Consider the following 24,327-nt stretch of genomic DNA (forward strand, 5'->3'; position numbering starts at 1 on the left):
ATAGACCTACTAGACAGCTTGCTGCTGGAGCAGTTTTTTTCAGACCTTGCAAGGCGGCTCAGGCGAAGGCGGCCCGAATCTGCAGCGCGATACGACTGATGTCCCGCGACTCCAGGGCGACTTCATCGTCGGAGTGGACCACTGGGACGACGTGCGGATCGAATCCGGCCTGCTCCAGACCCCGGTCAGCACCGTCCGATGTGTCGTCGCCGGCGACGAAGTCGGCATGCTCGATGATTGCCCCGATGGGAGAGGCCGCGAGCAGTCCCCAGATCGTCTGGGGCCCGACAACGGTCGTGGAGAACAACGGCAATCCCAGTTCGGCGGCCAGCGCCTGCGCGAGCGCTGACGAACGATGCGCTCCGGGTCCCGCCCGCACCACTGCGGCGATGCGCGCAGGCCGATGCGCGGCGTACGGCGGCGCCGGCCACTCATCGCGGTGCACCGCATACCCATCGTGGTCGCGCCAGGACGCCGGCTCACTGCCGCTCTCCAGCAGCAACATCGAGCGAACGTGCCCCTCCCGGCGAAAACCGAGCGACCGCAGCACACCCGCCGAGCGAACATTGCCCGGCCGCACGTTGGCCTCGACGCGGTGCAGGCCCATACCTCGGTCGTCACCGGCGAACGCGAGATCCACGACCAATTTGAGTCCTTCGGCGAACAGCCCGCGCCCGGCGTAGGGGTCGTATGCGTCATATCCCATGGTGCCGTTCTGGAAGCGACCGCGAATGACGTTGCTGACGTTCACCTTTCCGACCAGATCGTGATTTCCGTCCGGCTCGGTGGCGTGAATGAGGAACGTGCGGTGCTCGCTGCTCTGCCGACGTAGGTGCCACGCCAGGTCGCCGACCGAGACCGGGTTCCATTGACCGATCCGATCCCAGGAGGCCCGCACCGCGCGCTCGTACGGCACCAGATCGGTGCGCATCACCGTGCGAACCCACACGCGTTCGCCCCGCATGATGAGCGGCTTGACGGCCCCCGACGACCCGTTCATCGCACCGCGTGGCCACGCAGCACGATATGCGCTGGGGCGCTCAGCACGCGGACATCGACGCGCGGGTCCTGCTCGTAGACAACGAAGTCCGCGCTTGCTCCCTCCTGAAGAGCCGGGCGTTGCAGCCATTCACGCGCTCCCCACGTCGCAGCGCTCAGAGCCTCGATGTTCGTCATACCGACCTTCGTCAGCTCGAACACCTCCTGCGCGACGAGGCCGTGCGGCAACTGCCCGCCCGCGTCCGTGCCGACGTAGATGGCTACCCCCGCCTCGTGCGCTGCGCCGATCGTGTCGTAGCGCCGCGCATACAGATCACGCATATGCACGCCGTACGCCGGGAACTTCCCCTCCCCGGCCTGCGCGAACTTCGGAAAATTCTCGATATTCACCAGCGTCGGCACGACCGCGATTCCCTGTTGCGCGAACAGGTCGATGCTGTCTTGCGTCAGGCCGGACCCGTGCTCGATGCAATCGGTACCCGCTGCAGCGAAATCAAGCAGTGATTCCTCCCCGAAGCAGTGTGCGGTGACCCGAGCGCCCTCTTCGTGCGCCACTGCGATCGCGGCGTTCAGGGCCTCCCGTGGCCAGCACGGCGCGAGGTCTCCCCGGTCGCGATCTATCCAGTCGCCCACCAGCTTCACCCACCCGTCGCCGCGTCGTGCCTCTTGCCGCACATACGCGACCAGATCAGCCGGCTCGATCTCATGCGCAAAATTACGGATGTACCGCTTGGTGCGCGCGATGTGCCGCCCGGCACGGATGATCCTCGGCAGGTCCTCGCGCTCATCCATCCAGTGCGTGTCGACCGGCGAGCCCGCATCGCGCAGCAACAGGGCCCCTGCCGCACGCTCGGACATCGCATGCTGCAGCGCCGTCGCGTCGTCGACGCCGCCGGTCGCCTCCAACCCGACGTGACAATGCGCGTCGACCAGCCCGGGCAGCACGAACCCGCGCACCGTCTGCACCGGCTCGTCGGACGCCGGAGCCGTAAAGGTGATCTTGCCGTCCACCACCCACAATTGATCGCGGACCTCATTCGGCCCGGTCAGAATCGTGCCTCGGACGTGCAGCATGGCGTCGGACTTCGTCATGAGACCGACTGTAGTTCGCCTCAGCTTCGGGGTAGTAACAGCACCGGAACCGGGGAGTTACGGACGATTTTGGCCGCGTGCGACCCCAGGAAGAACCGACTGAGCGGACCGCTGCTGGTGCCGACGACCAGCAGGTCGCCGTGGGTCCATTCGACATCCTGGATTGCCGCATCCCAGGTGGCTCCCTCGCCGAGAACCACCTGCGTCGAGACGTCGTCCGTGACCGCACCCATCGTCGATGCGACGTCAGCCTCCAGTCGATGCCTCCACTGATCGACGACCGACTGCTCGGCATCCAACTCCACCGCCTCATTCGCGCCGGCCATCGGCCGAACCGCAAAGCAGACCACCCGTAACGTCGAACCGAAGTCGTGCGCGCGCCGGGCGGCCCTGGTGAGCAGTGCGCTGTCGTGATCGGCACGACCGAAAGCGACGCTCACCCTGGTCAGTTCGGTCGACGAACTGGCCCGATAGCCGCGCGGCGCGATCACCGTCGGCAGGTCGGCGCTGTGCAGCAGCCGCTCGGTCACCGCCCCGAGCATGACCTGGCCGAGTACACCGGTCGATGACGACCCGAGGACGACCATGGAGACCTGCCGACCTTCGACAATCTGCAGCAGGCCGGTGGACACCGACCGAGCGCGATGCACGACGTACTCCACGCCCAGCGGCGCAGCTCCGAGATAGGTACGGGCCTGCTCCACCGCCGTCTTCGCCACCTGCTCCTGGTAGGCGAGGTATTCGCGGTCACCTTGGAAGGGATCGGGCGGCCACGGGGCCTTGACCACCGTGGCCACCACCAGATCTTCTGCCCGCGAGCGGGCCAGTACAGCGCCCAACTGCAAGGCCGCGTGACCCTTGGTGCCCGGCGCGAGGCCGATCACAATGGTCATCGGACCTCCGACAGACTTTCGTCCTGCGGCTGCACAACCACGTGGGTGATCGGCAGCCCATGCGCCTCACGGGCGCGGTCGATCAGATCGAAGCGCAACCACGCCGAGTCCTGCTCCGGCAGGGTGCAGATCACCAGGCGGTCCGGATGGAAGGAAACCACCGCGTCAGACAGTGCCTGCAAGGGCTTGTAACTACCCAGTTCACCGCTGGCCTTCAGGTTCCTGGACCGCAGAACTTCCAGGGTGCGATCCAACCGCGCCTGAGCGGCCACCGTGGTCGCATCCCACATGTGAACAGCACCCTCGTGCATTGCCGTGCCGGTGTCGATGGGATTGGCAGGCACGGAGACGAAGTACTCGGCGTAGCCCTGTTCGTCGATGGCGCGAAGCTCCTGCAGCAACTCATCGCCCTCCACGGTTTGATTGGCGAGCACCAGCACCCGCGACGCCGGAGACGTCGGCTCGGCGATATCGGCTGTGGAGATGTCACGGTCACGGAAACGCTTGGTCGCGAAGAAGATCACAACCACCAGCGCCCATGCGCCGAGACTCTCCACGAACTGCGACCGAGAGCTTGCATCCCAGGCCATCTGACCCAGAATCGCAAGGATGCCCACCGCAACCAGGATCGACAAGACGGGGAACAACCACATCTTGACGGTCAGATCCTTGGACCCGGAGCGATACCGCAGCACGATCTGGGAGATGCAGATGAGGAGGTAGACGAACAAGATGATCGCGCCCGAGGAGTTCAACAGGAACAAGAACACCGTCTCGGGCGAGATAGCCGCAGCGATGACGCAGAGGAATCCGACGACGGAGGAGCTGAGGATCGCCATCATCGGAACACCCGCACCGTTGACCTTCATCATGCCCAGCGGCGCCTCACGCCTGGCTGCCAGCACGAAGAGCATCCGTGAGGAGGTGTAGAGGCCCGAATTGAGGCAGGACAATACGGCCGTCAGGACGACGGCATTCATGATGTCTCCGGCGGCGGGAATCTGCATCTGGGTGAACGCCGCGACGAAGGGCGAAGCGCCCAGGCTCTTGGAGTTCCACGGGAGAATCAGGACGAGCAGCAGCATCGAACCCACGTAGAACACGGCAATGCGGAAGACCACCGAGTTGGTTGCTTTTTTGATGGCCCGGCCCGGGTCATCGGACTCGGCGGCCGCAATGGTCGCTACCTCGGCACCGACCATCGAGAAGATCACCACGATGATGGCGGCAAAGATGGCGGACCCTCCGTGCGGGAGGAACCCCCCGTGTGCCGTCAGGTTACTGACGTCGAATCCGCCCTTTTTACCCGGCCAGAAACCGACGACGTACAGCACACCCATGACGATGAAGACGATGATCGCCGCAACCTTGATACCGGCGAACCAGAACTCGAATTCACCGAACGAGCTGACCGAGACCAGGTTGGTCGCCGTCATCAGCGCCATCAGGATCAGGGAGAGCAACCAGAGAGGGACACCGGGTAGCCAGTACTGGATGACCTTGCCACCGGCGACGGCCTCAAAGCCGATCACAATGACCCAGAAGTACCAATACAACCAGCCGACGGAGAAGCCTGCCCAACCGCCGAGGGCGTTGCGCGCGTAGTCCGCGAACGAACCCGTCGACGGGTTGGCGACCGCCATTTCTCCGAGCATACGCATGACCAGAATGATGAGAATTCCAGCGCTGAGGTAACTCAGGAACGCACCTGGGCCTGCTTCGCCGATGACGACGCCCGATCCGACGAACAGCCCGGCACCGATAACGCCACCCATGGCGATCATTGTCAGGTGGCGTTGTTTGAGACCCTTTTTGAGTTCCACTGGTGGAGCTCCCATTGATACTTCTCCTCAGCAAGGTCGACCCTCTGGCGGGGTCGATTGGCGTCGATGCCTGAACACCGCGCGAGTCAACCCAACTGGGCGAATCAACACGCAGCACGCGCCGGACCCGTCGATACGGAGCAGCACGCTCGACCCAGGATCGAGAGTGGGCCGTCGAGCATTTCGCTGTCGCTTATGGCGCACGAATTGCTTAAGAGGAACCCTGCGTTGGCTGAGTATTACCTGTCAATACAAACTGATGGGTAACTTTCGCCTGGGGGGATCAACGGACCATATCGTTACCTGCCGGAGACCTCAGTCCTTGGTGCCGAGGAACTTCTCGAAGCCCTTCGGGATTTTGACCGGCTCGCTCGGCTCGTCGACAGGGGCGCCGAATGCGTTGCCGAAGGAACGTTCGCGGGCGTCGGAGGCCTTGCTCAGCGCCTCTTTCTCCTGCTGGGCGCGCTTGGCGGGATTGCCGCTCTTACCCTTCTTCACCTGCTGCTTGCCGCGCTTACCCCCGGCGGCGCCACCCATGCCCGCCATTCCAGGCATGCCGGGTATCCCCCCGCCACGACGCATCTGGCGCATCATCTTCTGCGCCTGACCAAAACGCTCCAGAAGCTGGTTGACCTCCGAAACGGTCACTCCGGATCCCTTGGCGATGCGGGCCCGACGAGAGCCGTTGATGACCTTGGGGTGGGTGCGCTCGAAACGGGTCATCGACTGCACCATGGCCTCGACGCGGACGAACTCGTTCTCATCCAGCGCGGCGAGCTGGTCGCGCATACCCGACATGCCGGGCATCATGCCCATCAGAGCCTTGATGTTGCCCATCTTCTTGATGGCATTCATCTGCTCCAGGAAGTCTTCGAAGGTGAAGTCCTCCTCGTCCATGAACTTGCGCGCCATCTCACTGGCCTGACGCTGATCGAACGCCTTCTCGGCCTGCTCGATCAACGTCAGGACATCGCCCATGTCCAGAATCCGCGAGGCCATCCGGTCCGGATGGAAGACCTCGATGTCCTGCACGCCTTCACCCGTGGAGGAATACATGATCGGACGGCCGGTCACCGAGGCGACCGACAGTGCCGCGCCACCACGCGCGTCGCCATCGAGTTTGGACAGCACCACACCGGTGAAATCAACACTTCGCTGGAAGGCCAACGCCGTCTCGATCGCGGCCTGACCGATCATCGCGTCGATGACGAAGAGCACCTCGTCGGGCTTGATCGCCTCCCGGATGTCGGCGGCCTGCTGCATCAGTGCCTCATCGACCGCCAGCCGGCCGGCAGTGTCGACGATGACGACGTCGTACTGACGCACCCGCGCCTGGCCCACCCCGGCCTGGGCCACCCAGACGGGATCCCCGTAGGATGCCGTGCCGCTGCCGTCGCCCTCCGCGACTGCCCCGACACCACCGACGTTGCCCCGCTCGGGGGCGAAACACGGTACGCCCGCGCGCTCGGCGACGACCTCCAGCTGCGTCACAGCATTCGGGCGCTGCAGATCGGCCGCGACCAGTACCGGGAAGTGGCCTTCGTCGCGCAGTCGCCTGGCGAGCTTGCCCGCAAAGGTCGTCTTACCGGAGCCCTGCAACCCCGCCAGCATGATGACCGTCGGCGGGCGCTTGGCCAGCGACAGCGGTCGGGTCTGGCCACCGAGGATCTGCACGAGTTCCTCGTTGACGATCTTGACGATCTGCTGGCCCGGGTTCAGGGCCTTACTGACCTCGGCGCCGAGTGCGCGCTCGCGGACCTGGGAGGTGAACTGCCGCACGACCGTCGTCGCGACGTCGGCGTCCAGCAACGCCAGCCGGATGTCCCGGATAGTGGCGTTGATATCGGATTCGCTGAGCCGACCCTTGCCCTTGATGTTCTTGAAGGTGGCCGTCAAGCGGTCAGAAAGAGTGTTGAACACGCGCCCAAGGATATCGGGCGCCGCCACCACTGGCGGCGTGGTGGGTTTCAGCCGGCCCGACCGTCACACGCGTCGATCAGCGCGGCGATCACCTGCGCCACTGCAGGCGGCTGTACAGGGACCCGACCGGCTGCCGTGACATAGAAGGTGTCCAGCGTCTGTCCGGCGTAGGTAGCCACGTGCGCCGAACGAACAGCCAGTCCGCATCTGGCGAAGGTCATCCCGATGTCGCGGAGCAGGCCTGGGCGATCGGCGGAGCGCACCTCGATCACGGTCGCGTCGAGTGACCCACCCGGTACGACCATCGCGCGCGTCACGGCAGACACCCCGGTCAACGGCTGCACGCGGCGTGGGCGGCGCACCCCACCGTGCGGCCGGCGATGGCCGGTGCTCAGCTGCTCCAGGCTGCGCGCCAGCTGCGGCCCGTCGGGCAACTCACCGCTGGGGCATTCCACATCCCACCTGTTGACAGCCACACCGTCGACGGTCTGCACCCGCGCCGTCCGTACGACGACCCCGGCCGCATCCAGCAGTCCGGCGGTGTCCGCGAAGAGGCCGAGCCGGTCGATCGCGACGATCTGGATCAGCGCCCCGCGTTGAGTGGACGTGACCTCGACGTGGACGGCCCCGATCACCAGATCCTGCATCCCTGCGGTGATCACCGCGTCGAGATGCCCGGTCGGCTCGGGCCCCGCAGCCCCCTGTTGGTCGCCGAGCAGATCACGGCCTCGCCCGGCCAGGGCGGTCACCAGGGATGCGCGCCACGGCGTCCACGCCTTCGGCCCCGCTGCAATGGCATCGGCCTGGGTCAGTGCGGCCAGCAGGTCGAGCACCTCCCGCTGCTCACCCACCGCCGCGCAGAGTGTGTGCACCGTCGCCGGGTCCTCGATGTCCCGGCGCGTCGCGAGCTCCACCAGAGAAAGGTGTTCGCGCACGAGTAGTTCGATCAGGTCCACGTCGCGTTCGGCGAAACCCATCGAGCGAGCGATATCGCGGGCTACGGGTGCTCCTTGCGCCGCGTGGTCCAGGGCCCCCTCGACCTTGCCGATGTCGTGCAGCAGGGCGGCCACCAGCAGCAGATCGGGCCGCGCGACGTCCGCGCTCAGCGACGCCGCCTGCACGACGGTCTCGACCAGGTGCCGATCGACCGTGTGCCGATGCACGGCGTTGCGCTGCGGGCGACTGCGCACGGCTCGCCACTGGGGTATCCAGGAGAGGATCACCCCGGCGAGGTCCAGGCTCTCCCACACCTGCCGCAACCCGGGCCCGGTCGCCAGGAGATCCACGAACGCATCGCGGATCGCGGGGCTCCAGGGGATGTCCGGAGCCTGCACATCTCGACACAGATTGGCCAAGGTCGCCGGCGCAAGCGGTAACTGCGAGCGCGCGGAGAGGACCGCCGCACGGATCAGCAACAACTGATCCGCGCGCGGCGTGGCACGTGCGCCGAGCACCACCTCGCCGTCGTGTTCGAACAGCCCGTACCCGAGCGGGCGTAGGACCGGACGGCGTGGCCCCACCCGCAGCGTGCGCGCCCGCTGGCTCTGTCCGGCCCGACGCATGGTGCCATCCAGCGCGAAATCGATCGTGCGCGCAGCCTGCACCACCACCGTCAGCAGGGCATCCTGATCCTGGTGACCGAGAAGGGCCGCGACCCCGTCCAGATCTTCTGGACCCAACCGGTCACGTCCCCGACCGGTGACGACGTGCAGCGCATCGCGGACATCCAGCAACTGCCCGTACGCCTCGTCGACCCCGCCATGCGGTCGGTCTGTCAGCCAGGCAGCCGCCAACGACCGCAGGATGGCCATGTCCCGCAAACCGCCGCGACCCTCTTTGAGCTGCGGCTGCGCCGAATCAACCAACGAACCGTGCCTTTGATGGCGGGCCTGCAGGCTCTCGCGAAGCTCCGGAAAACGCCGACGGGCGTTGCCGCGCCAATCATGGGCGACGCTGGCCCGCACTCCCGCAACGACCACGGGGTCCCCCGCGAGCACCACCAGATCCAACATGCCGACGGCTGCCGACAGGTCCGCAGATGCGACGGCCCGCGATTCGCTCAGCGTCCGCACACTGTGATCCAGCCGCACCCCGGCGTCCCAGATCGGGTACCAGACCCGGTCCGCGAGAGCAGTGACGTCGGCCGTGCTGAGCGATCGCCCGTCATGGATCAGCACCAGGTCCACGTCACTGAGCGGGCCGCCGTCACCACGCGCGAGGCTGCCCACAGCCGCCAGAGCGACCCCGTGCTGCCCGTTCGACCGCAATGGCGCAACGGCCTCCAGCCACAGTCCGCACAGCCAGTCACGACCGTAGGACGCCAGTCGTTCCCGCCGGGGCGGGCCAGCACCGGGAAGGGTGAACTCGCGGGTACCCGCCAGGTCCAGGCGTCGAGCGTCGTGATCGACCGTCACAGTGCGCTCGAGCCCTTCTCCCCCGTCCGGACCCGCACCACACCCTCGACGGGCACTGTCCACACCTTGCCATCGCCGATCCGACCGGTCTGAGCGGCTTTGGCGATGACGTCGACGACACTGCCGGCGTCCATGTCATCGACAACAACCTCCACACGCACCTTGGGTACGAAGTCCACGGTGTACTCGGCGCCCCGGTACACCTCGCTGTGACCGCGCTGGCGGCCGTAACCGCTCGCCTCGCTGACCGTCATGCCGGCGATGCCGTAGGCCTCGAGTGCCTCCTTGACCTCATCCAGCTTGAACGGCTTGATGATCGCGGTGATCAGCTTCATGCCTTTACTTCCTCTTCGTCGTGGTGGCGGGCGCCCTCGGGCGCGGCGGGCCGCGTCGGCAACGAACTGCCTCCCGCGTGGTGTCCGACCCTGCTCCCGGCGAACAGGTTGCCCAGGTCGTATCCGGTCTCGGCATGCTCGGCAGAATCGATGCCGGCATTCTCCTCGTCCTCGGTCACCCGGAAGCCGATCGTCTTGTGCAGGGCAAAACCGATGATGTACGTGACGACGAAGGAGAAGATCAACACGCTGAACGCCGCTGCGGCCTGGACGCCCAGCTGCAGCAGACCGCCCCCGTAGAACAGGCCTTCCTGAGTGCCCGATCCGTTCGGGCTGGACTTGCTGGCGAGCAGACCGATCAGGAGGGTGCCGGCCAGGCCGCCGACGAGGTGTACGCCGACCACGTCGAGACTGTCATCGAATCCGAGCTTGAACTTCAGGCCGACGGCGACCGCGCACAGTGCGCCGGCGACCAGACCTACGATGAGGGCTCCGATGGGTGTCACGGTGGCGCAGGCAGGGGTGATGGCTACCAGCCCCGCGACGACACCGGATGCCGCGCCGAGGGAGGTGAAGTGCCCGTCACGTAACTTCTCCACGAGCAGCCAGCCCAGCATTGCCGTGCAGGTCGCCGCCAGGGTGTTGACCCATGCGCCCGCCGCCACTGCCGTCGCGCCGAGTGCCGAACCGGCGTTGAACCCGAACCACCCGAACCACAGGATCCCGGCTCCCAGCATCACCAGGGTGAGGTTGTGCGGGCGCATCGGTTCCTTGCCGAAACCGACCCGCTTGCCCAGTACCAGCGCCAGCGCCAAGCCGGCCGCACCGGCATTGATGTGGATCGCTGTCCCGCCCGCGAAGTCATAGGCTCCGTGACCATTCAGGAAGAGACCGCCATTGGCGATCCAACCGCCGGCTTTTGCTGCGTACCCGTCGAATGCGAACACCCAGTGCGCTGCCGGGAAGTAGACCAGCGTCGCCCAGAGCACGGTGAAGATCGCCCAGGTCGAGAATTTGGCCCGGTCGGCGATCGCTCCGGAGATCAACGCCACCGCAATGATCGCGAAGACCACCTGGAAGGCGACGAATGCACCGCCGGGGATGCCCCCGCCTGCTGCTGTACCGCCGGCAGCAGGGGTGTATCCGTAGATCGCATCCAGCACGCCGTGCAGGCCGAAATGCTGGAACGGGTTACCCAGCAGGCCGCCACCGACGTCGTTGCCGAACGTCTCGCTGTAGCCCCACAGGATCCACACCGTGCCGACCGTGCCCATGCTGATGAAGCTCATCATCATCATGTTCAGCACGCTCTTGGTGCGGACCATCCCGCCGTAGAAGAGTGCTAACCCCGGTGTCATGAACAGCACCAGAGCGGCTGCAGCAAGCACCCAGGCCGTGTTGCCGCTGTCGATGAACGGCGTATCGGCCGCTGCGAGATGTGAATAGGTGGTCATGGGGGATGACTATGAGCGACCTGCGTTTCGCCCGACCGCGCCCGTTGTTACAACGATGTTGCGAGTGACGACCGGAGGTTAACGATCTGTTGCGAGCTCGTGCTCCTGGATCAGAGCAGCCCGGCGCCACGGATCCCCGACCCCGGACGTCCAGGTCTCCGGTGGTGTGACGGTCGTCCGTGGCGCCCAGTGCACCGTGCTGGCTGACGATGTGTCGATGGCTCCCGCAGCGTCCGCTTGCAGCATCGCTGCCAACCGGGCCAGCGCGTCGACGCCGGAACAGACGTCTGTTCCTTCGACCAGCACCGGCAGCTCATTGCGCGCTACCTGCGCCCACTCCTCGCGCCAGCTGCGGATCAGTTCCCAGGCCGCAGTGGTGATCGGCTCCCGGGTCATCGCCACCGCATATCCGAACCGCTTGATCGGGTCACTCGTGGCGTCGCTGCGCATGAAAGCCGGGGCCAGCACCGTGCGTAGTTTCTCCGGGTTGCCGATATCGATCCCATGCCTCCAGTACGCAGAGAACAAAGTACGCCGGATCGCGTCCGGGGCGTGAGCGACCACTCCTTCGGCATACGCCGACACCGCTGCGGTGGGGTTCGGTATCAGATCAGGCGGATCGTCGAGTAACCCGTGCTGAGAAGCCGGTACTGCCTGCATACCCGCGAGCGCGGTCGTCATATCGCTCGATTCCGCGGGGGTCCGGCGACGTCCACCGACCGGCAGACCGGACTCACCCTCGATCGCCCGCCATTCGATAGGGCGACCACCCAGCCGCAACCGATCTACCAGCTGGCTCGCCAGGTAGCACCGCGCGCCACTGAAATCTGCGTAGACAACTGCTGCAACGACCATTGGGTTCACCGTCGACCTTGTGTGCCTGCTCTGCTCGGGCCGCCTGTCACCTTCATGGTGGCCCGAGTTGTTTTTACTAATTTATTGGATATATTACCCGATCCAGAAGGCTCGGCTCAGCCCGCCAGTCGGGCAATGCACAGGTTGGGCTCGACGAAGGGCTCCAGGCTGTCCACCCGTACCGGCGCTGTGAGCTCGGCCAGGACCCCACGCATCAGCCCCAGATGGACTGCGCAGACAACATCGCGGTTGGCCTCTGCCGCCTCTCGGAAAGGACAGTGGTGCAACAGGATCAGCCGGGTATCGCTCGTGGTGACGGGCTCTGGAGCGAAGCCGTAATCGCTGAGGACCGCCGTCAGCGCGCTGACCGCAGCAGGAGCACTGCGGACGGCCCCATCAGCGCCCACCACCGAGCGACCCCACGCTTCTCCCGCTTCCAGTGCGGCGCCGGCGGGATGATCGGATCGGGTGGCGATGTACTGCACCAGCAGTTGTGCCAACAACCCGTACCGACGTGCACTACGGGCGGTACCTTCGGAACTGCTCTTGTACAACGCCCTCGGACGACCCGGGCCCGTGCGTGCTCCCGTTGTCCGCTCAACCAGCTGTTGTTCGATCAGCGCATCGAGATGAAAGCGAGCGGTGTTGGGATGAAGTCCGACGTGAGCGCAGATTGCCTTGATCCCGAGGGGTCCGTCGGCCTCCTGCAGCACGGCGAGCACCCGGCCACGACTGGCGCCGATGGCGGTGTTATCCGGCGGTTCGGTGGGGATCACGCTCGACATGGCATCCATGATCCTATTTTTCACCGTCGAATGGTGCAAAAGCGGTCCGCGTGACGATCGACCCGGTACCGACGTTCAGCGCACGACACGCCGTTCGCGAGGCCGTACGGGGCATGCCCCCGGGCTACTTCGCACTGGTCATGGCAACCGGAATCGTCTCGATCGCCACCAAGGACCGCGGAATTGATGCCCTTTCGGGGGCGCTGCTGTGGCTGGGCATCCTGGAGTACGCCACCCTGGTCGTGTTGTATGTCTGGCGGGCAGTCGCCTTCCTGCCGGCGGTCCGAGCCGACCTCGCCGACCCGTCGCATGCTTTCGCCTACTTCACCTTCGTTGCAGCCACCGATGTCCTCGGCGCGCGGCTGGCCAGCAACAGTCACCAGGGCAGTGGCAGTGCCATCGTCCTGTTGTGTGTCGGCGGGTCGACCTGGGTGGTTCTGGGGTACCTCATTCCCTGGACCGCGGTCGTCGGCCACGCGCGGCGTCCACTGCTGCACTTTGCGAACGGCACCTGGTTCATCTGGGCCGTCGCGAGCCAATCCGTCGCCGTCCTCGCCGCTTCCCTGGAACCATCCGTATCCAGCGGCCGTCGCGAGCTCGCCCTGATGGCGGTGTTCGCCTGGTCGGTCGGCACCTTTCTCTACGCAGCAGCTGGAATCTTCGTCGCGGCGCGCCTGCTGATCTACCCGGTCAGGCCGAAAGATCTGACCCCGCCGTACTGGGTGGCCATGGGAGCCACGGCCATCACGGTGGTGGCCGGCGCGCGTATCGCCGGGATGGCCGACGCGCCCATGGTCAGTGCCACCCGCGGTTTGGTCGCGGGGGCTTCGGTGCTCTTCTGGGCGTTCGGCACCTGGTTGATTCCGCCGTTGATCGCCGCGGGCGTATGGCGTCACATCGTCCACCGCGTTCCCCTTCGCTATGACGCGTCGTTGTGGAGCATGGTGTTTCCACTCGGCATGTACGCCGTTGGCGGGCGCTACCTGGGTCAGGTCGATCGGCTACCCGTCGTGGAGTTGATCGGTAACGGTGCCACGTGGGTGGCTCTTACCGTCTGGGCGATCACGGCAGTCGCCATGATGGGGCGCTTCCTGAGCATCATGGCGCGACCACGGAGTGGGAGATGATGACCTCATGAGTGATCCCCTGCGTTACCGACTGCTGACCGGCCCCGACGACCGCAGTTTCTGCGAGAAGGTCAGCGCCGCGCTGGAGGAGGGGTACGTACTGCACGGCTCGCCGTCGATCGCATTCGACGGAGGGCGGCTCATCGCCGCGCAGGCCGTCATCCTGGCGAGCCCGACCGACGGCTGGGTGCACAACGCATGAGCGAGGGATACGCGGGCGATCTGACCCCGCAGCAAGCGTGGGCGCTGCTCACCGAACACGACGATGCGATGCTGGTCGATGTCCGCACCCGCGCCGAATGGGCCTATGTCGGCGTGCCTGACACCGCCGCCTTGGAACGGCCGACCGAACTGGTCGAGTGGGTGAACTTCCCTGAGGGCGCGGCCAATACCGGCTTTGTCAGCGAGTTACAGCAGACCGGCCTGCAGCGAGGCGACGGCCGACCCCTCGTGTTCCTGTGCCGCAGCGGGGTCCGCTCGATCAGCGCGGCGCGGGCCGCAACCGCAGCAGGCCTCGGCCCGGCCTACAACGTACTGGACGGGTTCGAGGGCGGCCTGGACGCCGACGCACACCGCGGCACAGCGGGTTGGCGCGCTGCCGGACTACCGTGGAAGCAGAGCTGAGCAATGAGTGATCCACGACCGAAGTCGTCGCTGCCGGGCGGCCTGCGGCCCAGCACCTACGCCGTCCGCGGCGGCCACCAACGCAGCGATTTCGACGAGACGTCCGAGGCACTGTTCCTGACCCAGGGTTACGTCTACCACCGGGCGGCCGACGCGGAAGCGGCGTTCGCCGGCGATCTGGACCGCTTCGTCTACAGCCGGTACGGGAACCCGACCGTCGCGACTTTCGAGGAGCGACTGCGACTCATCGAGGACGCGCCGGCGTGTTTTGCGACGGCCACGGGCATGTCGGCGGTCTTCACCGCACTGGCGGCGCTGGTCAGGCAAGGCTCCCGAATCGTCTCCGCCCGTGCTCTTTTCGGGTCCACTATCGTCATCTTCGAGGAGATCCTCGCGGGGTGGGGCGTGCACACCGATTACGTCGACGGGCACGATCTGGACCAGTGGGAGCAGGCCCTGGCCACCCCCGCCGACGTGGTGTTCTTTGAGACGCCCACCAACCCGATGCAGGACGTGATCGACATCGCCGCAGTCTGCGAGTTGGCCCATGCTGCGGGGGCCACGGTGATCGTCGACAACGTCTTCGCAACCCCCGTGCTGCAGAGACCGATGACGATGGGCGTGGACGTCGTGGTCTACTCCGCCACCAAACACATCGACGGGCAGGGTCGGGTGCTCGGCGGAGCCATCCTGGGCGGCACCGACTACATCGACGGCCCGGTCAAGAAGCTGATCCGCAACACGGGTCCGAGTATGTCCCCCTTCAATGCGTGGGTCCTGCTCAAGGGTCTGGAGACTCTGGACCTGCGGGTGCGCGCCGCCACGTCCAGTGCCTTGGAGCTGGCGCAGTGGCTGCAGAGTCAACCTCAGATCGCGTCGGTGCGGTATCCCTACCTGCCCTCACATCCGCAGTACGACCTGGCCCGGCGTCAGCAGGACGGCGGGGGCACGGTCGTGACCTTTACCCTCGCGAGCGGCAACGACCCCGCTGATGCAAAGGCCGCTGCGTTCGCTCTGCTGGACAATCTGGCGATTGTCGACATCTCCAACAACCTCGGCGACACCAAGTCGCTCATCACCCATCCGGCCACGACAACGCATCGCAAACTGGGGCCGGCGGGTAGAGCCAAAGTTGGCATCGGCGAGGCCACTGTGCGGTTCTCCGTCGGCTTGGAGCACGTGGAAGACCTACGTGACGATCTTGCGGCTGCCCTCGCGCACGTCTGAGAAACCGGGGGCGGCACCGCCGCGTCTGCCAGTCAGCGAGACGCACTGCGTCGCAGCAGTGACCGCATCCGGCCGCCGGGATCCTCGCCGACAGCGATGACATCGATGCGCACTCCGATCACGGCATCCGGCAGTTCGCTGGCGGGATCGTCGAGCACATCCACGACAACGAAGCCGCTGGGTCCGATGTCGGCGTCAGTCAGCCGGATCTGGATGACAGCTTCGTGCGATGGCGGCAACTGATCCCCGCCGGCCGGAACCTCGGCCGCTGTTGTATCAGGAGTTGCGGTGTGCGGGTCCAGGATTGCGGTGGCCCGACGTTTTCCACCGATATGGACAGCGAGCGTACGGACCCGATCGGCGTCCTGTCCGGGATGTTCCTTGGCCCACCACTGCGCCGCGGTGGGATCGATCTGCAGAGTCATCGCCAACAGTCGCGCTCCCGGCTGCGGTGAGCAGCGGATACCGATGCTTGCGTCGGATTTCCACGCCCTGGCCACCATCGCCCAGCTGCGGTGCCATCCCTTGAGCAACGCCACCCGGGGATCCGCGCCCGTGGTGATCTCTGCACCGATGCCGAGCGCCCCGAGGGGCTCGTCCAACGAGGTCAACAAGTGGTAACCGGCCACGGCGGGGCGTATCCGCACGCTGGCGGCGACATCCTGCACGGGCGCGCGCAGCAACGCAGGGCCAGCATCTTTCCACCACCGTGCGACGGACGTGAACAACGGGTCGGCGTCCCCTTCCACGGCGTTCATCGCCACATTCAACTGGGTGTGCAGCTGCCCGGCAATGCCCTGCCGCCAGTGCGGCACCAGCCCGGAGTCGACGTCTGAACCACTGCGGTAGAACCACATCCACAACCGAGCACGCTGTACCTGCTCGTCGGTGATCAACTCCGCGCCGCTCACCAACGCGGCAAGGGAGGTGTCCAGCAGCCGCCAGTAGGACGGCTGATCATCGGCGCGCATCGTGAACCCGCAGTGGCTCCATTCAGACCAACCGGCCTGAATGGCGGGGGTGCCGTACGCGGGGTACTCGTTGCTCACACTTCCGCGGACCGTCACCACCAGATCCGTCAGGCTCCACAATTGGTTCTTGCTCAGCATCTTGGACTGGGTGAACCGCAGGTGACGGTGGTGCCCGAAGCGTTCGGCGACGCGTTCGAAGGACCCCGTGGTGTCGTAGAGGTACTGCTTGGGATGGTCCAGTAACAGCCAGCTCACCTCAGGGTGGCGTGCGGCGTACTCCGCAGTGCGTTCGAACCAGTCGGCGAGCGAGTCGAAATTCTCGTGGTTGCCGCCCAACGCATCACTGACAGCGTGGTTGAACACGGCCACGACGGGCCGGTCCGCCGGGAGTCCGATACGGCGGGCGGCCCACTCCCGCACGACGAGACGCTCGGCCGCAGAGACGTAGGCGATTTCGTCGTCTTCACTGTCCGAGCGCCACCAGGAGGGGGTACCCAGGTTCCGGCGGGACCGCCAGGTCACCAGTTCCGCGGCCGGGCCCAGGGCAGCGCGGTGCGGCCACAGCTGTTCTTCGAAGAAGGTACCGAGCGAGAGGGTCACCGCCTGGCGGTAGGACTGTTGCACGGATGCAGGGTCTATCCCCCGGTAGGCCTTCATCCCACCGGTGCTCTGCACGTGCAGAGTCGGCACACCGACCCGGCCGGCGGCGACCGAGGCCGGCGCCCACTGGGCGTAGTCCACGTGACTGGTGACGAAGGCGATCGGCGAAGTGTGCTCGACCAGCGCCTCCCAGATCCTGGTGCTGATCTCACTGTGCTGCCGCAGCGCGGTATGCGCGTCATCGCCGCGTAGCTGATCGGTCATCGCCGGCACCCCACGGATACGGGCGCCGGTGGCGTCCAGGATGGAGGCGAAGTGCGCCGGATCAATGCCTAGTTCGGCGGCGATGGGCAGCTTTTGCCCATCGACCACGAGGTGGGTTGCGCCATCTCGCACAGCGGGCAGGGCGACCCGCAGGTCGACCACGTCGACCGCGCCCCACGAGCGCGCCATGTCCCGCAGCATGGCCGCGTCGTACCCGGTCCACACGCGTTTCTCCCACTGCGGCTCCGAGCCCACGACGGCGATCACCCGGGCGCCGGTGTTGATCGACAACGACGACGCGAGGCTGAGCGAGCGCAGGCTGACCCTCAGATCCTGGGTCAGCAGCTCCACCAGAATGTGCTCACCGCGCGCGGGAAGTCCGCTGAGCCGCACCCGCCAGAACGAGTCAGCGGAGCGCAGCACCGGCGCGAAACCCGGACCGAACTGTCCTGCGACGCTGCGTAGGTCAACCTGTGGCATCAGGCGAGAATCGCGTCCACGAATGCTGCGGGGTCGAACGGCGCGAGGTCATCGGGCCCTTCGCCCAGGCCCACCAGTTTGACCGGCACACCGAGTTGACGCTGGATCAGGACGACGATTCCACCCTTCGCGGTGCCGTCGAGTTTGGTGAGGACCACCCCGGTGATGTCAACGGCCTGAGCGAAGACCTCGGCCTGGCGTAGGCCGTTCTGGCCGGTTGTCGCATCCAGCACGAGTAGGCACTCGTCGATGGCGCTCTGCTTCTCCACGACCCGTTTCACCTTGGCCAGTTCGTCCATCAGGCCCACCTTGTTGTGCAGCCGTCCCGCGGTGTCGATGATCACCACGTCCGCTTCGGCATCTGCGGCGTCCTTCACCGCATCGAAAGCAACTGCGGCCGGGTCGGCGCCATCGCGGTCGGCGCGCACCGTGGGCACCCCGACGCGTTCGCCCCAGGTCTGCAACTGATCAGCGGCTGCGGCCCGGAACGTGTCGGCGGCGGCAAGGACGACGTCCTTGTTCTCCGCGACCAGCACCCTGGCCAGCTTGCCGACCGAGGTGGTCTTGCCGGTGCCGTTGACGCCGACAACCATCACGCAGGCAGGCCGGTTACCGACCCGCGTCGCTGAAATCCGCCGATCCATCGTCGGGTCGACCAGAACGAGAAGCTCCTCGTGAAGCCATGCGTAGACCTGTTCCGGCGTCGCCTCCCCCGCTGCCCGTACCCGACGTTTGAGCGCATCGACCAGCTCGGTGCTTGCTTCCACCCCCAGGTCGGCACCGAGCAGAGTGTCTTCAACCTCCTCCCAGACCGACTCGTCCAGTTGACCGCCCGACAGGATCCCGAGCAGACCCTTGCCCATCGCGTTGTTGCTGGCTGCGAGCCGCGAGCGCAGTCGCGACATCCGATGACGCGCCGATTCCGGGGTCTCGATGGCGACATCGGCGGGCTCGAGGGGCACTTCGTCGGGCAACTGGGCGGGCACCGGTTGCGCAGGCACCGGCCGCGGCTGTACCACCGGGTCGACCGGCGGCTCTGCGGTCTTACTGGTGTCGATCCGAGCCGTACTACCGGCCTGGTAGGTATTTGCGCCGCGGACTTTCTCTTCGCGTGGCGCCGCAGCTGGTACCGAGGCCCGCCGTCGCGGTGCGCGACTGCGTAGAAACGCAACCGAGCCAACCAGCGCGAGGAGCACAACGGTGGTGATGACGGCGAGGATTTCCCAGAGACTGTCCACGCCACCATCTTCGCAAAGATCGAGTGCCGGATCGATCCGCCACGACGAAAGGATCGCCCCCAACGAGGGGGCGAGGAGTCAGGAGGTGCTGCCGGCCTCATCGGGCTGTTTGTCACGGTGCCGCTCGGTGACTTTGCTGAGCATCTGCTCGCCCCGCTCGGTCAGCAGTTCCCTACCTTCACGACGCGCAGGAATGGCGACCAGGGCCACGACCGCACCAGCGAGGACCACACACAGCAAGAGCGCACCAACAAGCCACAACATGCCCTCATTCTGCGGTAACGGGCTGTGAAAACCAGTTCACAACACGCGCTTCGCCTCGGGTAGAGCAGCCCCCGCAACAACAACCCAGGTCATCGGTGCGAGGCTGTCCGCCATGAGTGTCCAAGATCACAGCAGCAGCGCCCCCGGTGGATTCGACACCGACCGGTTGGCGAGGCTCGAAGACCACCTTCGCGGGTACGTCGAGAGCGGCAAACTTCCGTGTTACCACCTGCGGATCGTCCGACACGGTGCGCTGGCCTACGACACGTTCGGTGGGATGCGCGACATCGAAGCCGGCGCGCCGAACAGCTCTGACACGCTTTACCGGATCTACTCGATGACCAAGCCCATCACGTCGGTCGCAGCCATGATGCTGGTCGAACGCGGGCTGCTGCGGTTGGACGACCCGGTCGCCACGTATCTCCCGGCGTACGCCGACCAGCGGGTCTACGTCGGTGGGCCGGCGGCCGCACCGGTCACCCGGCCCGCAGCCGGGCCGATGCGAATCCGCCATCTACTGAGCCACACCTCTGGGCTGACCTACGGCTTCCAGCGCGTGCACCCCACCGACGAGGCAATGCGCTCTGCCGGATTCGATATCGGCGTGCCGCCGGGGATGGACCTCGCGGCCGCCACCGACGCGATGGCCGGGCTGCCCCTGCGTTTCGAGCCCGGCACGAGCTGGAACTATTCGGTCTCGACCGATGTACTCGGTCGGGTCGTGGAAGTGGTGTCCGGAATGTCCCTCGGACAGTTCTTCAGTGCCGAGATCTTCGAACCGCTGGGTATGCACGAGACCGCGTTCCATGCGGTCGATACCGCCCGGTTGGCGCGGCTCTACCACGGCGTCCCGGGCAGTGGACCGACTCCGCTGGACGCGCTCGGCAACGCCGCGCTGACGCCTGCGACCTACCAGTCCGGCGGTGGCGGGCTGGTGTCGAGCATGGGCGACTACACCCGGTTCGCCTCGATGCTGCTGGGTCGCGGGCAACTGGACGGGGTCCGGCTACTCGGAAACCGGACAGTCGACTTCATGGCCACCAATCATCTGCCAGGCGGCGCCGATCTCGGATCCTTCGGCATTCCGCTCTACGCCGAAACCCCTTTCGACGGAGTGGGATTCGGCCTCGGCTTCAGTGTCATGCTCAATCCCGCCGCGGCCGGCTACCCGACCTCGAAGGGCGAGTACGGCTGGGGAGGAATGGCCTCCACGGTGTTCTGGGTGGATCCAGCAGAGGAGCTGACCGTGGTCTTCATGACCCAGCAGATGCCGTCCAACGGGTATCCGTTGCGGACCGAGCTACGACAGCTGGTCTATGGAGCACTCACCGACTGAGGTGCTTGCAGCGACGCAGGGGTGACATCTCGTAGCCGTTGCGAGACGACGGTGCTGATCCCGTCGCCCTTCATCGACACGCCGTACAACGCGTCGGCGACCTCCATGGTCCGTTTCTGGTGGGTGATGACGATCAGCTGGCTGGAATCGCGAAGGTCCTGGAACAGGGTGATCAACCGGCCCAGGTTGGCGTCGTCGAGCGCTGCCTCGACCTCGTCCATGATGTAGAACGGGCTCGGCCTGGCCTTGAAGATCGCCACCAGCAACGCGACGGCAACCAGCGAACGTTCCCCGCCGGACAGCAGTGACAGTCGTTTGATCTTCTTGCCCGGTGGGCGCGCCTCGACGTCGATACCCGTGGTCAACATGTTCGTCGGCTCCGTGAGCACGAGTCGGCCCTCTCCGCCGGGGAAAAGCCTTTCGAACACCCCCTCGAACTCGCGGGCGGTGTCTGCGAATGCTTCGGCGAAGACGCGCTGTACCCGCTCGTCGATCTCAGCCACGATGGCGAGCAGGTCTTTCTTGGAGCGTGTCAGGTCATCCAGCTGCGTCGTGAGGAACGTATGCCGCTCCTCCAGGGCCGCGAACTCCTCCAGTGCGAGTGGATTGACCCTGCCCAACTGGGTCAGTTTGCGCTCGGCCACCCGCAACCGCTTCTCCTGGACCTCGCGAACGAACGCGGTCGGTTCCGGAACAGCCGCTGGGTCCGCTACATCGTCGACACCGGGGATGTGCGGTATCGGCAGGTGCGGCCCGAACTCCTGGATCAACGTCTGCGGGTCGATACCGTGCTCGTCCACGGCCCTGATCTGCATGGCCTCGACCTTGAGGCGCTGCTCGGCACGTGCCATCTCCTCACGGTGCGCCGAATCGGTCAGAGCCCGCACCTGCTCCGCGTGAGTCACGACCCGTTCGCGCAGGACTTTGACGTCGGCTTCCAGATCTGCGCGCCGCCGCTGGGCCTCGTCGCGCCGGAGGAGGGCGACCTGCAACGCGCTGTCGGCCTTCGCGGCAAGTACCTCCGCGTCGTCCCTGACCTGGGTGGCGACCTGCGCCTCGCGTTGACGACGTTCCCGCCGCAGCTGCGCTTTGCGCCGGTTCTCGACCTCCGCGCGGGCGGCTGCCTCCAGTGACTCCGCTCGGCCCTCCAGCGCTCGGGCCTGTTCCTCGCGGCTTCGTAAGGTCAACCGATGTTCGGTCTCGCCCGAACGCGCGGCCGCGGCCACCGCGGCCAGCCGGGGTTGCTCATCGACGTCCGGCTCGCCCTCGGACGGTTGGGCGTGGGCCGCGTCGAGCCGCTCCTGCAAGGTCGCCAATTCGTCCTCGTTGCTGCTCAGGGCGGCCTGCGCGGCATCCACCGACCGGGCACTGCGCTCGCGTTCACCGCGCGCAGCCCGCAGGGCCTGACCGAGTTGTCCGAGCTGCTCGGCAACTGCCGCCATCCGCGCGTCGGACTCCCCCAACCGGTCCAGGGTCGCGTTCACCGCGAGTGTCAATGTGTCCATCGACGTCTGAGCCGCCTGGACCGCGAACCGGGCCGATTGCGAACGCGTTACCACCGCAGCGATGCGCTCTTTCGTGTCATCGACCGCTGACTGGATTTCCAGGGTGCTCGGCGCCGCTGCCGACCCGCCACGCACGAAAGCCGCGGTGAACAGATCGCCCTGCGCGGTCACGGCCACCACCTCGGGGTTGTCGCGGGTGACGGCATCGGCGGCTGCTGCGTCCGGCACGATGAGCACCCCGGCCAGCAGTTCGCGCAGGACAGATTGCAGTGCGTCCGGCGCCGTGACGACATCGAGCGCCCAGACGGCCCCCGACCCGCTCTGCCCCAGCTGCCACCCGTCGTCGACACTGCGCTCGATCAGGATCCCCGCGCGGCCCGCGTCGGCGGCATGCAGTTCTCGCAGCGCACCTGCCGCGGCGTCGCGATCGGCGACGACGACAGCGTCCGCTGCCCACCCCAGCGCTGCGGACACAGCCACCTCATGGCCGGACTGCACCCTCACCAGGGAGGCGACCGAGCCTCGTACGCCGTGTTCACGCGCGTCGGCCTCGTCACTCCTGCTGCTCCAGGTCAACAGGTGCGCTGCCCCGTCACCACGTCGCAGTCCCAGTTCGAGGGCCTCCAGGCGGGAGGTCAGTGCGGAGCGTTCCTGTTCGGCAGCGCGCTCATCGGAGACAGCCCGTTCCAGGGACGTCCGGGCCTGCGCCAATTGCGCCTGCGCCTGCTCGTGCTCGGCGTCCAGCCCCTGCTCGCCCTCTTCGTCATCGGCCAACCCGGACTCCAATGCCGCGAATTCCCGTTCTGCACGGGCCGCGCGGACCTCGATCTCCTGGGCGCCGGCAGCCAGCCGGCCGAGCTCCGATTGGGCGGCCTCGATCCGACTACGCCGGGCAGCGACCTGACCCTCCAGCTTGGCCAACCCTTCGCGACGGTCGGCAGCAGCACGCAGCAGCCGAGCCACGCGGTGCTGCTCATCCTGATAGGCCTGTTCGGCGGCCTCGCGAGTCGTGGTGACCACCTCGAGCTGCTCTCGCGCTTCCTGCGCCGAGGTCAGCAACGCCTGATGCTGCTCTCGCTCGCCGGCCGCCTGCGCGCGTAGTCGCTCCGGATCCCGCCCGGTGCCTTCCTGCTCCTGCTGATGCGCCTCGGCAAGGAGCCGGATCCGCTGATCGGCCAGGGTACGGGTGGCGCGGATCCGCTCGGCCAGCGATGTCAGCGCAAACCACTGGTCCTGTGCCGTGGTCAGCGCCGGCGCTGCCGCAGCGGCTGCTGCCTCGATCTCATTCAGACGGCCCTGGGCAGCCGAGAGGTCTGCAGTCGCTGCGCCCTGCCGTTCGCGCATCGCCTCCTCGTCGGCGACGTCCTGCTGCAAGGTATTCATCAGCCGCACCAGGTCGTCGGCGAGCAACCTCAGTCGGGCGTCCCGGACATCTGCCTGGATCGTGGCAGCGCGGCGGGCGGTCTGTGCCTGTCGGCCCAGCGGGCCGAGTTGTCGGCGTATCTCCGTGGTGAGGTCACCGACCCGGTGCAGGTTGGCCTCCATGGTCTCCAGCTTGCGCAGCGCGCGTTCCTTGCGCTTGCGGTGCTTCAGGACCCCGGCTGCCTCTTCGACGAACCCGCGCCGTTCCTCCGGGGTTGCGCGCAGGATGGCGTCCAGCTGCCCCTGCCCGACGATCACGTGCATCTCGCGACCGATACCGGAATCGGAGAGGAGTTCCTGCACATCCAGCAACCGGCAGGTCGTGCCGTTGATGGCGTACTCCGAGCCCCCGCTGCGGAACATGGTGCGCCTGATCGTCACTTCGGTGTAGTCGATCGGCAGGGCAGCGTCGGTGTTGTCGATCGTCAGAGCCACTTCCGCGCGGCCCAATGGCGCGCGACCCGGCGTGCCGGCGAAGATGACGTCCTCCATCTTGCCCCCGCGCAGGCTCTTGACCCCCTGCTCCCCCATCACCCAGGCCAGGGCGTCCACCACATTGGACTTGCCCGAGCCGTTCGGACCCACAATGGCGGTGATACCCGGTTCGAGGCGTATCGAGGTCGACGACGCAAAGGACTTGAAGCCCTTGAGGGTCAGGCTCTTGACGAACACGAGCGGGTGACTCCTGCGGTGCTCGAC

Annotated in this window: 19 protein-coding genes; 5 read left to right on the forward strand and 14 right to left on the reverse strand. The window is 66.4% G+C overall.

Annotated elements, in window-relative coordinates; genetic code table 11:
- Positions 1-58: 58 nt before the first annotated feature.
- The 10 genes from V3G39_14500 to V3G39_14545 form a co-directional block, all read right to left on the reverse strand.
- Positions 59-964, reverse strand: a complete 906-nt coding sequence (locus tag V3G39_14500; protein XAS75847.1) for a GNAT family N-acetyltransferase — start codon at positions 962-964, stop codon at positions 59-61.
- Between the two features lie 32 nt (positions 965-996).
- Complete coding sequence (locus tag V3G39_14505; GenBank protein ID XAS75848.1) at positions 997-2,091, reverse strand: amidohydrolase family protein; 1,095 nt, start codon at positions 2,089-2,091, stop codon at positions 997-999.
- Between the two features lie 20 nt (positions 2,092-2,111).
- Positions 2,112-2,984, reverse strand: a complete 873-nt coding sequence (locus tag V3G39_14510) for a universal stress protein (protein XAS75849.1) — start codon at positions 2,982-2,984, stop codon at positions 2,112-2,114.
- Positions 2,981-4,822, reverse strand: coding sequence for an amino acid permease (locus V3G39_14515; GenBank protein XAS75850.1), 1,842 nt, complete (start codon positions 4,820-4,822; stop codon positions 2,981-2,983). Before V3G39_14515 ends, V3G39_14510 begins: the two co-directional genes overlap by 4 nt.
- Before the next feature lie 300 nt (positions 4,823-5,122).
- Positions 5,123-6,727: a signal recognition particle protein gene (gene ffh, locus V3G39_14520; GenBank protein ID XAS75851.1), complete on the reverse strand. Its 1,605-nt coding sequence runs from the start codon at positions 6,725-6,727 to the stop codon at positions 5,123-5,125.
- A gap of 47 nt (positions 6,728-6,774) precedes the next feature.
- Positions 6,775-9,141 (reverse strand): [protein-PII] uridylyltransferase, encoded by a 2,367-nt coding sequence (locus tag V3G39_14525; GenBank protein ID XAS75852.1) that lies wholly within the window; start codon positions 9,139-9,141, stop codon positions 6,775-6,777.
- Entirely contained in the window at positions 9,138-9,476 is a 339-nt protein-coding gene (locus V3G39_14530; GenBank protein XAS75853.1) for a P-II family nitrogen regulator, read from the reverse strand. Before V3G39_14530 ends, V3G39_14525 begins: the two co-directional genes overlap by 4 nt.
- Positions 9,473-10,930 carry an ammonium transporter gene (locus tag V3G39_14535; GenBank protein ID XAS75854.1) on the reverse strand — a complete coding sequence of 486 codons (1,458 nt, stop codon included), beginning with the start codon at positions 10,928-10,930 and terminating at the stop codon, positions 9,473-9,475. Before V3G39_14535 ends, V3G39_14530 begins: the two co-directional genes overlap by 4 nt.
- Positions 10,931-11,008: 78 nt before the next feature.
- Positions 11,009-11,785, reverse strand: coding sequence for a hypothetical protein (locus V3G39_14540; protein ID XAS75855.1), 777 nt, complete (start codon positions 11,783-11,785; stop codon positions 11,009-11,011).
- 116 nt (positions 11,786-11,901) lie between these two features.
- Positions 11,902-12,579, reverse strand: a complete 678-nt coding sequence (locus V3G39_14545) for a helix-turn-helix domain-containing protein (protein ID XAS75856.1) — start codon at positions 12,577-12,579, stop codon at positions 11,902-11,904.
- Between the two features lie 41 nt (positions 12,580-12,620).
- On the opposite strand from V3G39_14545, the gene V3G39_14550 reads away from it, so the two are divergent.
- The 4 genes from V3G39_14550 to V3G39_14565 are packed head-to-tail and all read left to right on the forward strand — an operon-like array spanning position 12,621 to position 15,548.
- Entirely contained in the window at positions 12,621-13,697 is a 1,077-nt protein-coding gene (locus V3G39_14550; protein ID XAS75857.1) for a tellurite resistance/C4-dicarboxylate transporter family protein, read from the forward strand.
- 7 nt (positions 13,698-13,704) lie between these two features.
- On the forward strand, positions 13,705-13,899 hold the full coding sequence (locus V3G39_14555; GenBank protein XAS75858.1) for a DUF1737 domain-containing protein: 195 nt from the start codon (positions 13,705-13,707) through the stop codon (positions 13,897-13,899).
- Positions 13,896-14,321, forward strand: a complete 426-nt coding sequence (locus tag V3G39_14560) for a rhodanese-like domain-containing protein (GenBank protein XAS75859.1) — start codon at positions 13,896-13,898, stop codon at positions 14,319-14,321. Before V3G39_14555 ends, V3G39_14560 begins: the two co-directional genes overlap by 4 nt.
- Positions 14,322-14,324: 3 nt before the next feature.
- A complete protein-coding gene (locus V3G39_14565; GenBank protein XAS75860.1) occupies positions 14,325-15,548 on the forward strand; it encodes an O-succinylhomoserine sulfhydrylase in 1,224 nt (407 codons plus the stop codon).
- Positions 15,549-15,580: 32 nt separating this feature from the next.
- Here V3G39_14565 and V3G39_14570 read toward each other — a convergent pair whose 3' ends face one another.
- The 3 genes from V3G39_14570 to V3G39_14580 form a co-directional block, all read right to left on the reverse strand.
- Positions 15,581-17,863 carry a hypothetical protein gene (locus V3G39_14570; GenBank protein XAS75861.1) on the reverse strand — a complete coding sequence of 761 codons (2,283 nt, stop codon included), beginning with the start codon at positions 17,861-17,863 and terminating at the stop codon, positions 15,581-15,583.
- Positions 17,863-19,101, reverse strand: coding sequence for a signal recognition particle-docking protein FtsY (gene ftsY, locus V3G39_14575; protein XAS75862.1), 1,239 nt, complete (start codon positions 19,099-19,101; stop codon positions 17,863-17,865). Before ftsY ends, V3G39_14570 begins: the two co-directional genes overlap by 1 nt.
- Positions 19,102-19,179: 78 nt before the next feature.
- Positions 19,180-19,365 carry a hypothetical protein gene (locus V3G39_14580; GenBank protein XAS75863.1) on the reverse strand — a complete coding sequence of 62 codons (186 nt, stop codon included), beginning with the start codon at positions 19,363-19,365 and terminating at the stop codon, positions 19,180-19,182.
- Positions 19,366-19,477: 112 nt separating this feature from the next.
- Here V3G39_14580 and V3G39_14585 point away from each other — a divergent pair, with 112 nt between their 5' ends.
- Positions 19,478-20,701, forward strand: a complete 1,224-nt coding sequence (locus V3G39_14585; protein XAS75864.1) for a serine hydrolase domain-containing protein — start codon at positions 19,478-19,480, stop codon at positions 20,699-20,701.
- Here the strand turns inward: V3G39_14585 and smc are convergent.
- Complete coding sequence (gene smc / locus V3G39_14590; GenBank protein XAS75865.1) at positions 20,680-24,300, reverse strand: chromosome segregation protein SMC; 3,621 nt, start codon at positions 24,298-24,300, stop codon at positions 20,680-20,682. The genes V3G39_14585 and smc overlap by 22 nt on opposite strands.
- Between the last annotated feature and the right edge of the window lie 27 nt (positions 24,301-24,327).

The organism is Dermatophilaceae bacterium Sec6.4 (genome assembly GCA_039636865.1).
GTDB lineage: Bacteria > Actinomycetota > Actinomycetes > Actinomycetales > Dermatophilaceae > Allobranchiibius.

Excerpts from the sequence above, each read along its gene's own strand:
- V3G39_14500 (XAS75847.1), bottom strand. The coding sequence starts at position 964 with ATGCGGGGCGAACGCGTGTGGGTTCGCACGGTGATGCGCACCGATCTG.
- V3G39_14505 (XAS75848.1), bottom strand. The coding sequence starts at position 2,091 with ATGACGAAGTCCGACGCCATGCTGCACGTCCGAGGCACGATTCTGACC.
- V3G39_14510 (XAS75849.1), bottom strand. The coding sequence starts at position 2,984 with ATGACCATTGTGATCGGCCTCGCGCCGGGCACCAAGGGTCACGCGGCC.
- V3G39_14515 (XAS75850.1), bottom strand. The coding sequence starts at position 4,822 with ATGGGAGCTCCACCAGTGGAACTCAAAAAGGGTCTCAAACAACGCCAC.
- V3G39_14530 (XAS75853.1), bottom strand. The coding sequence starts at position 9,476 with ATGAAGCTGATCACCGCGATCATCAAGCCGTTCAAGCTGGATGAGGTC.
- V3G39_14535 (XAS75854.1), bottom strand. The coding sequence starts at position 10,930 with ATGACCACCTATTCACATCTCGCAGCGGCCGATACGCCGTTCATCGAC.
- V3G39_14540 (XAS75855.1), bottom strand. The coding sequence starts at position 11,785 with ATGGTCGTTGCAGCAGTTGTCTACGCAGATTTCAGTGGCGCGCGGTGC.
- V3G39_14545 (XAS75856.1), bottom strand. The coding sequence starts at position 12,579 with ATGGATGCCATGTCGAGCGTGATCCCCACCGAACCGCCGGATAACACC.
- V3G39_14555 (XAS75858.1), top strand. The coding sequence starts at position 13,705 with ATGAGTGATCCCCTGCGTTACCGACTGCTGACCGGCCCCGACGACCGC.
- V3G39_14560 (XAS75859.1), top strand. The coding sequence starts at position 13,896 with ATGAGCGAGGGATACGCGGGCGATCTGACCCCGCAGCAAGCGTGGGCG.
- V3G39_14565 (XAS75860.1), top strand. The coding sequence starts at position 14,325 with ATGAGTGATCCACGACCGAAGTCGTCGCTGCCGGGCGGCCTGCGGCCC.
- V3G39_14570 (XAS75861.1), bottom strand. The coding sequence starts at position 17,863 with ATGCCACAGGTTGACCTACGCAGCGTCGCAGGACAGTTCGGTCCGGGT.
- V3G39_14580 (XAS75863.1), bottom strand. The coding sequence starts at position 19,365 with ATGTTGTGGCTTGTTGGTGCGCTCTTGCTGTGTGTGGTCCTCGCTGGT.
- V3G39_14585 (XAS75864.1), top strand. The coding sequence starts at position 19,478 with ATGAGTGTCCAAGATCACAGCAGCAGCGCCCCCGGTGGATTCGACACC.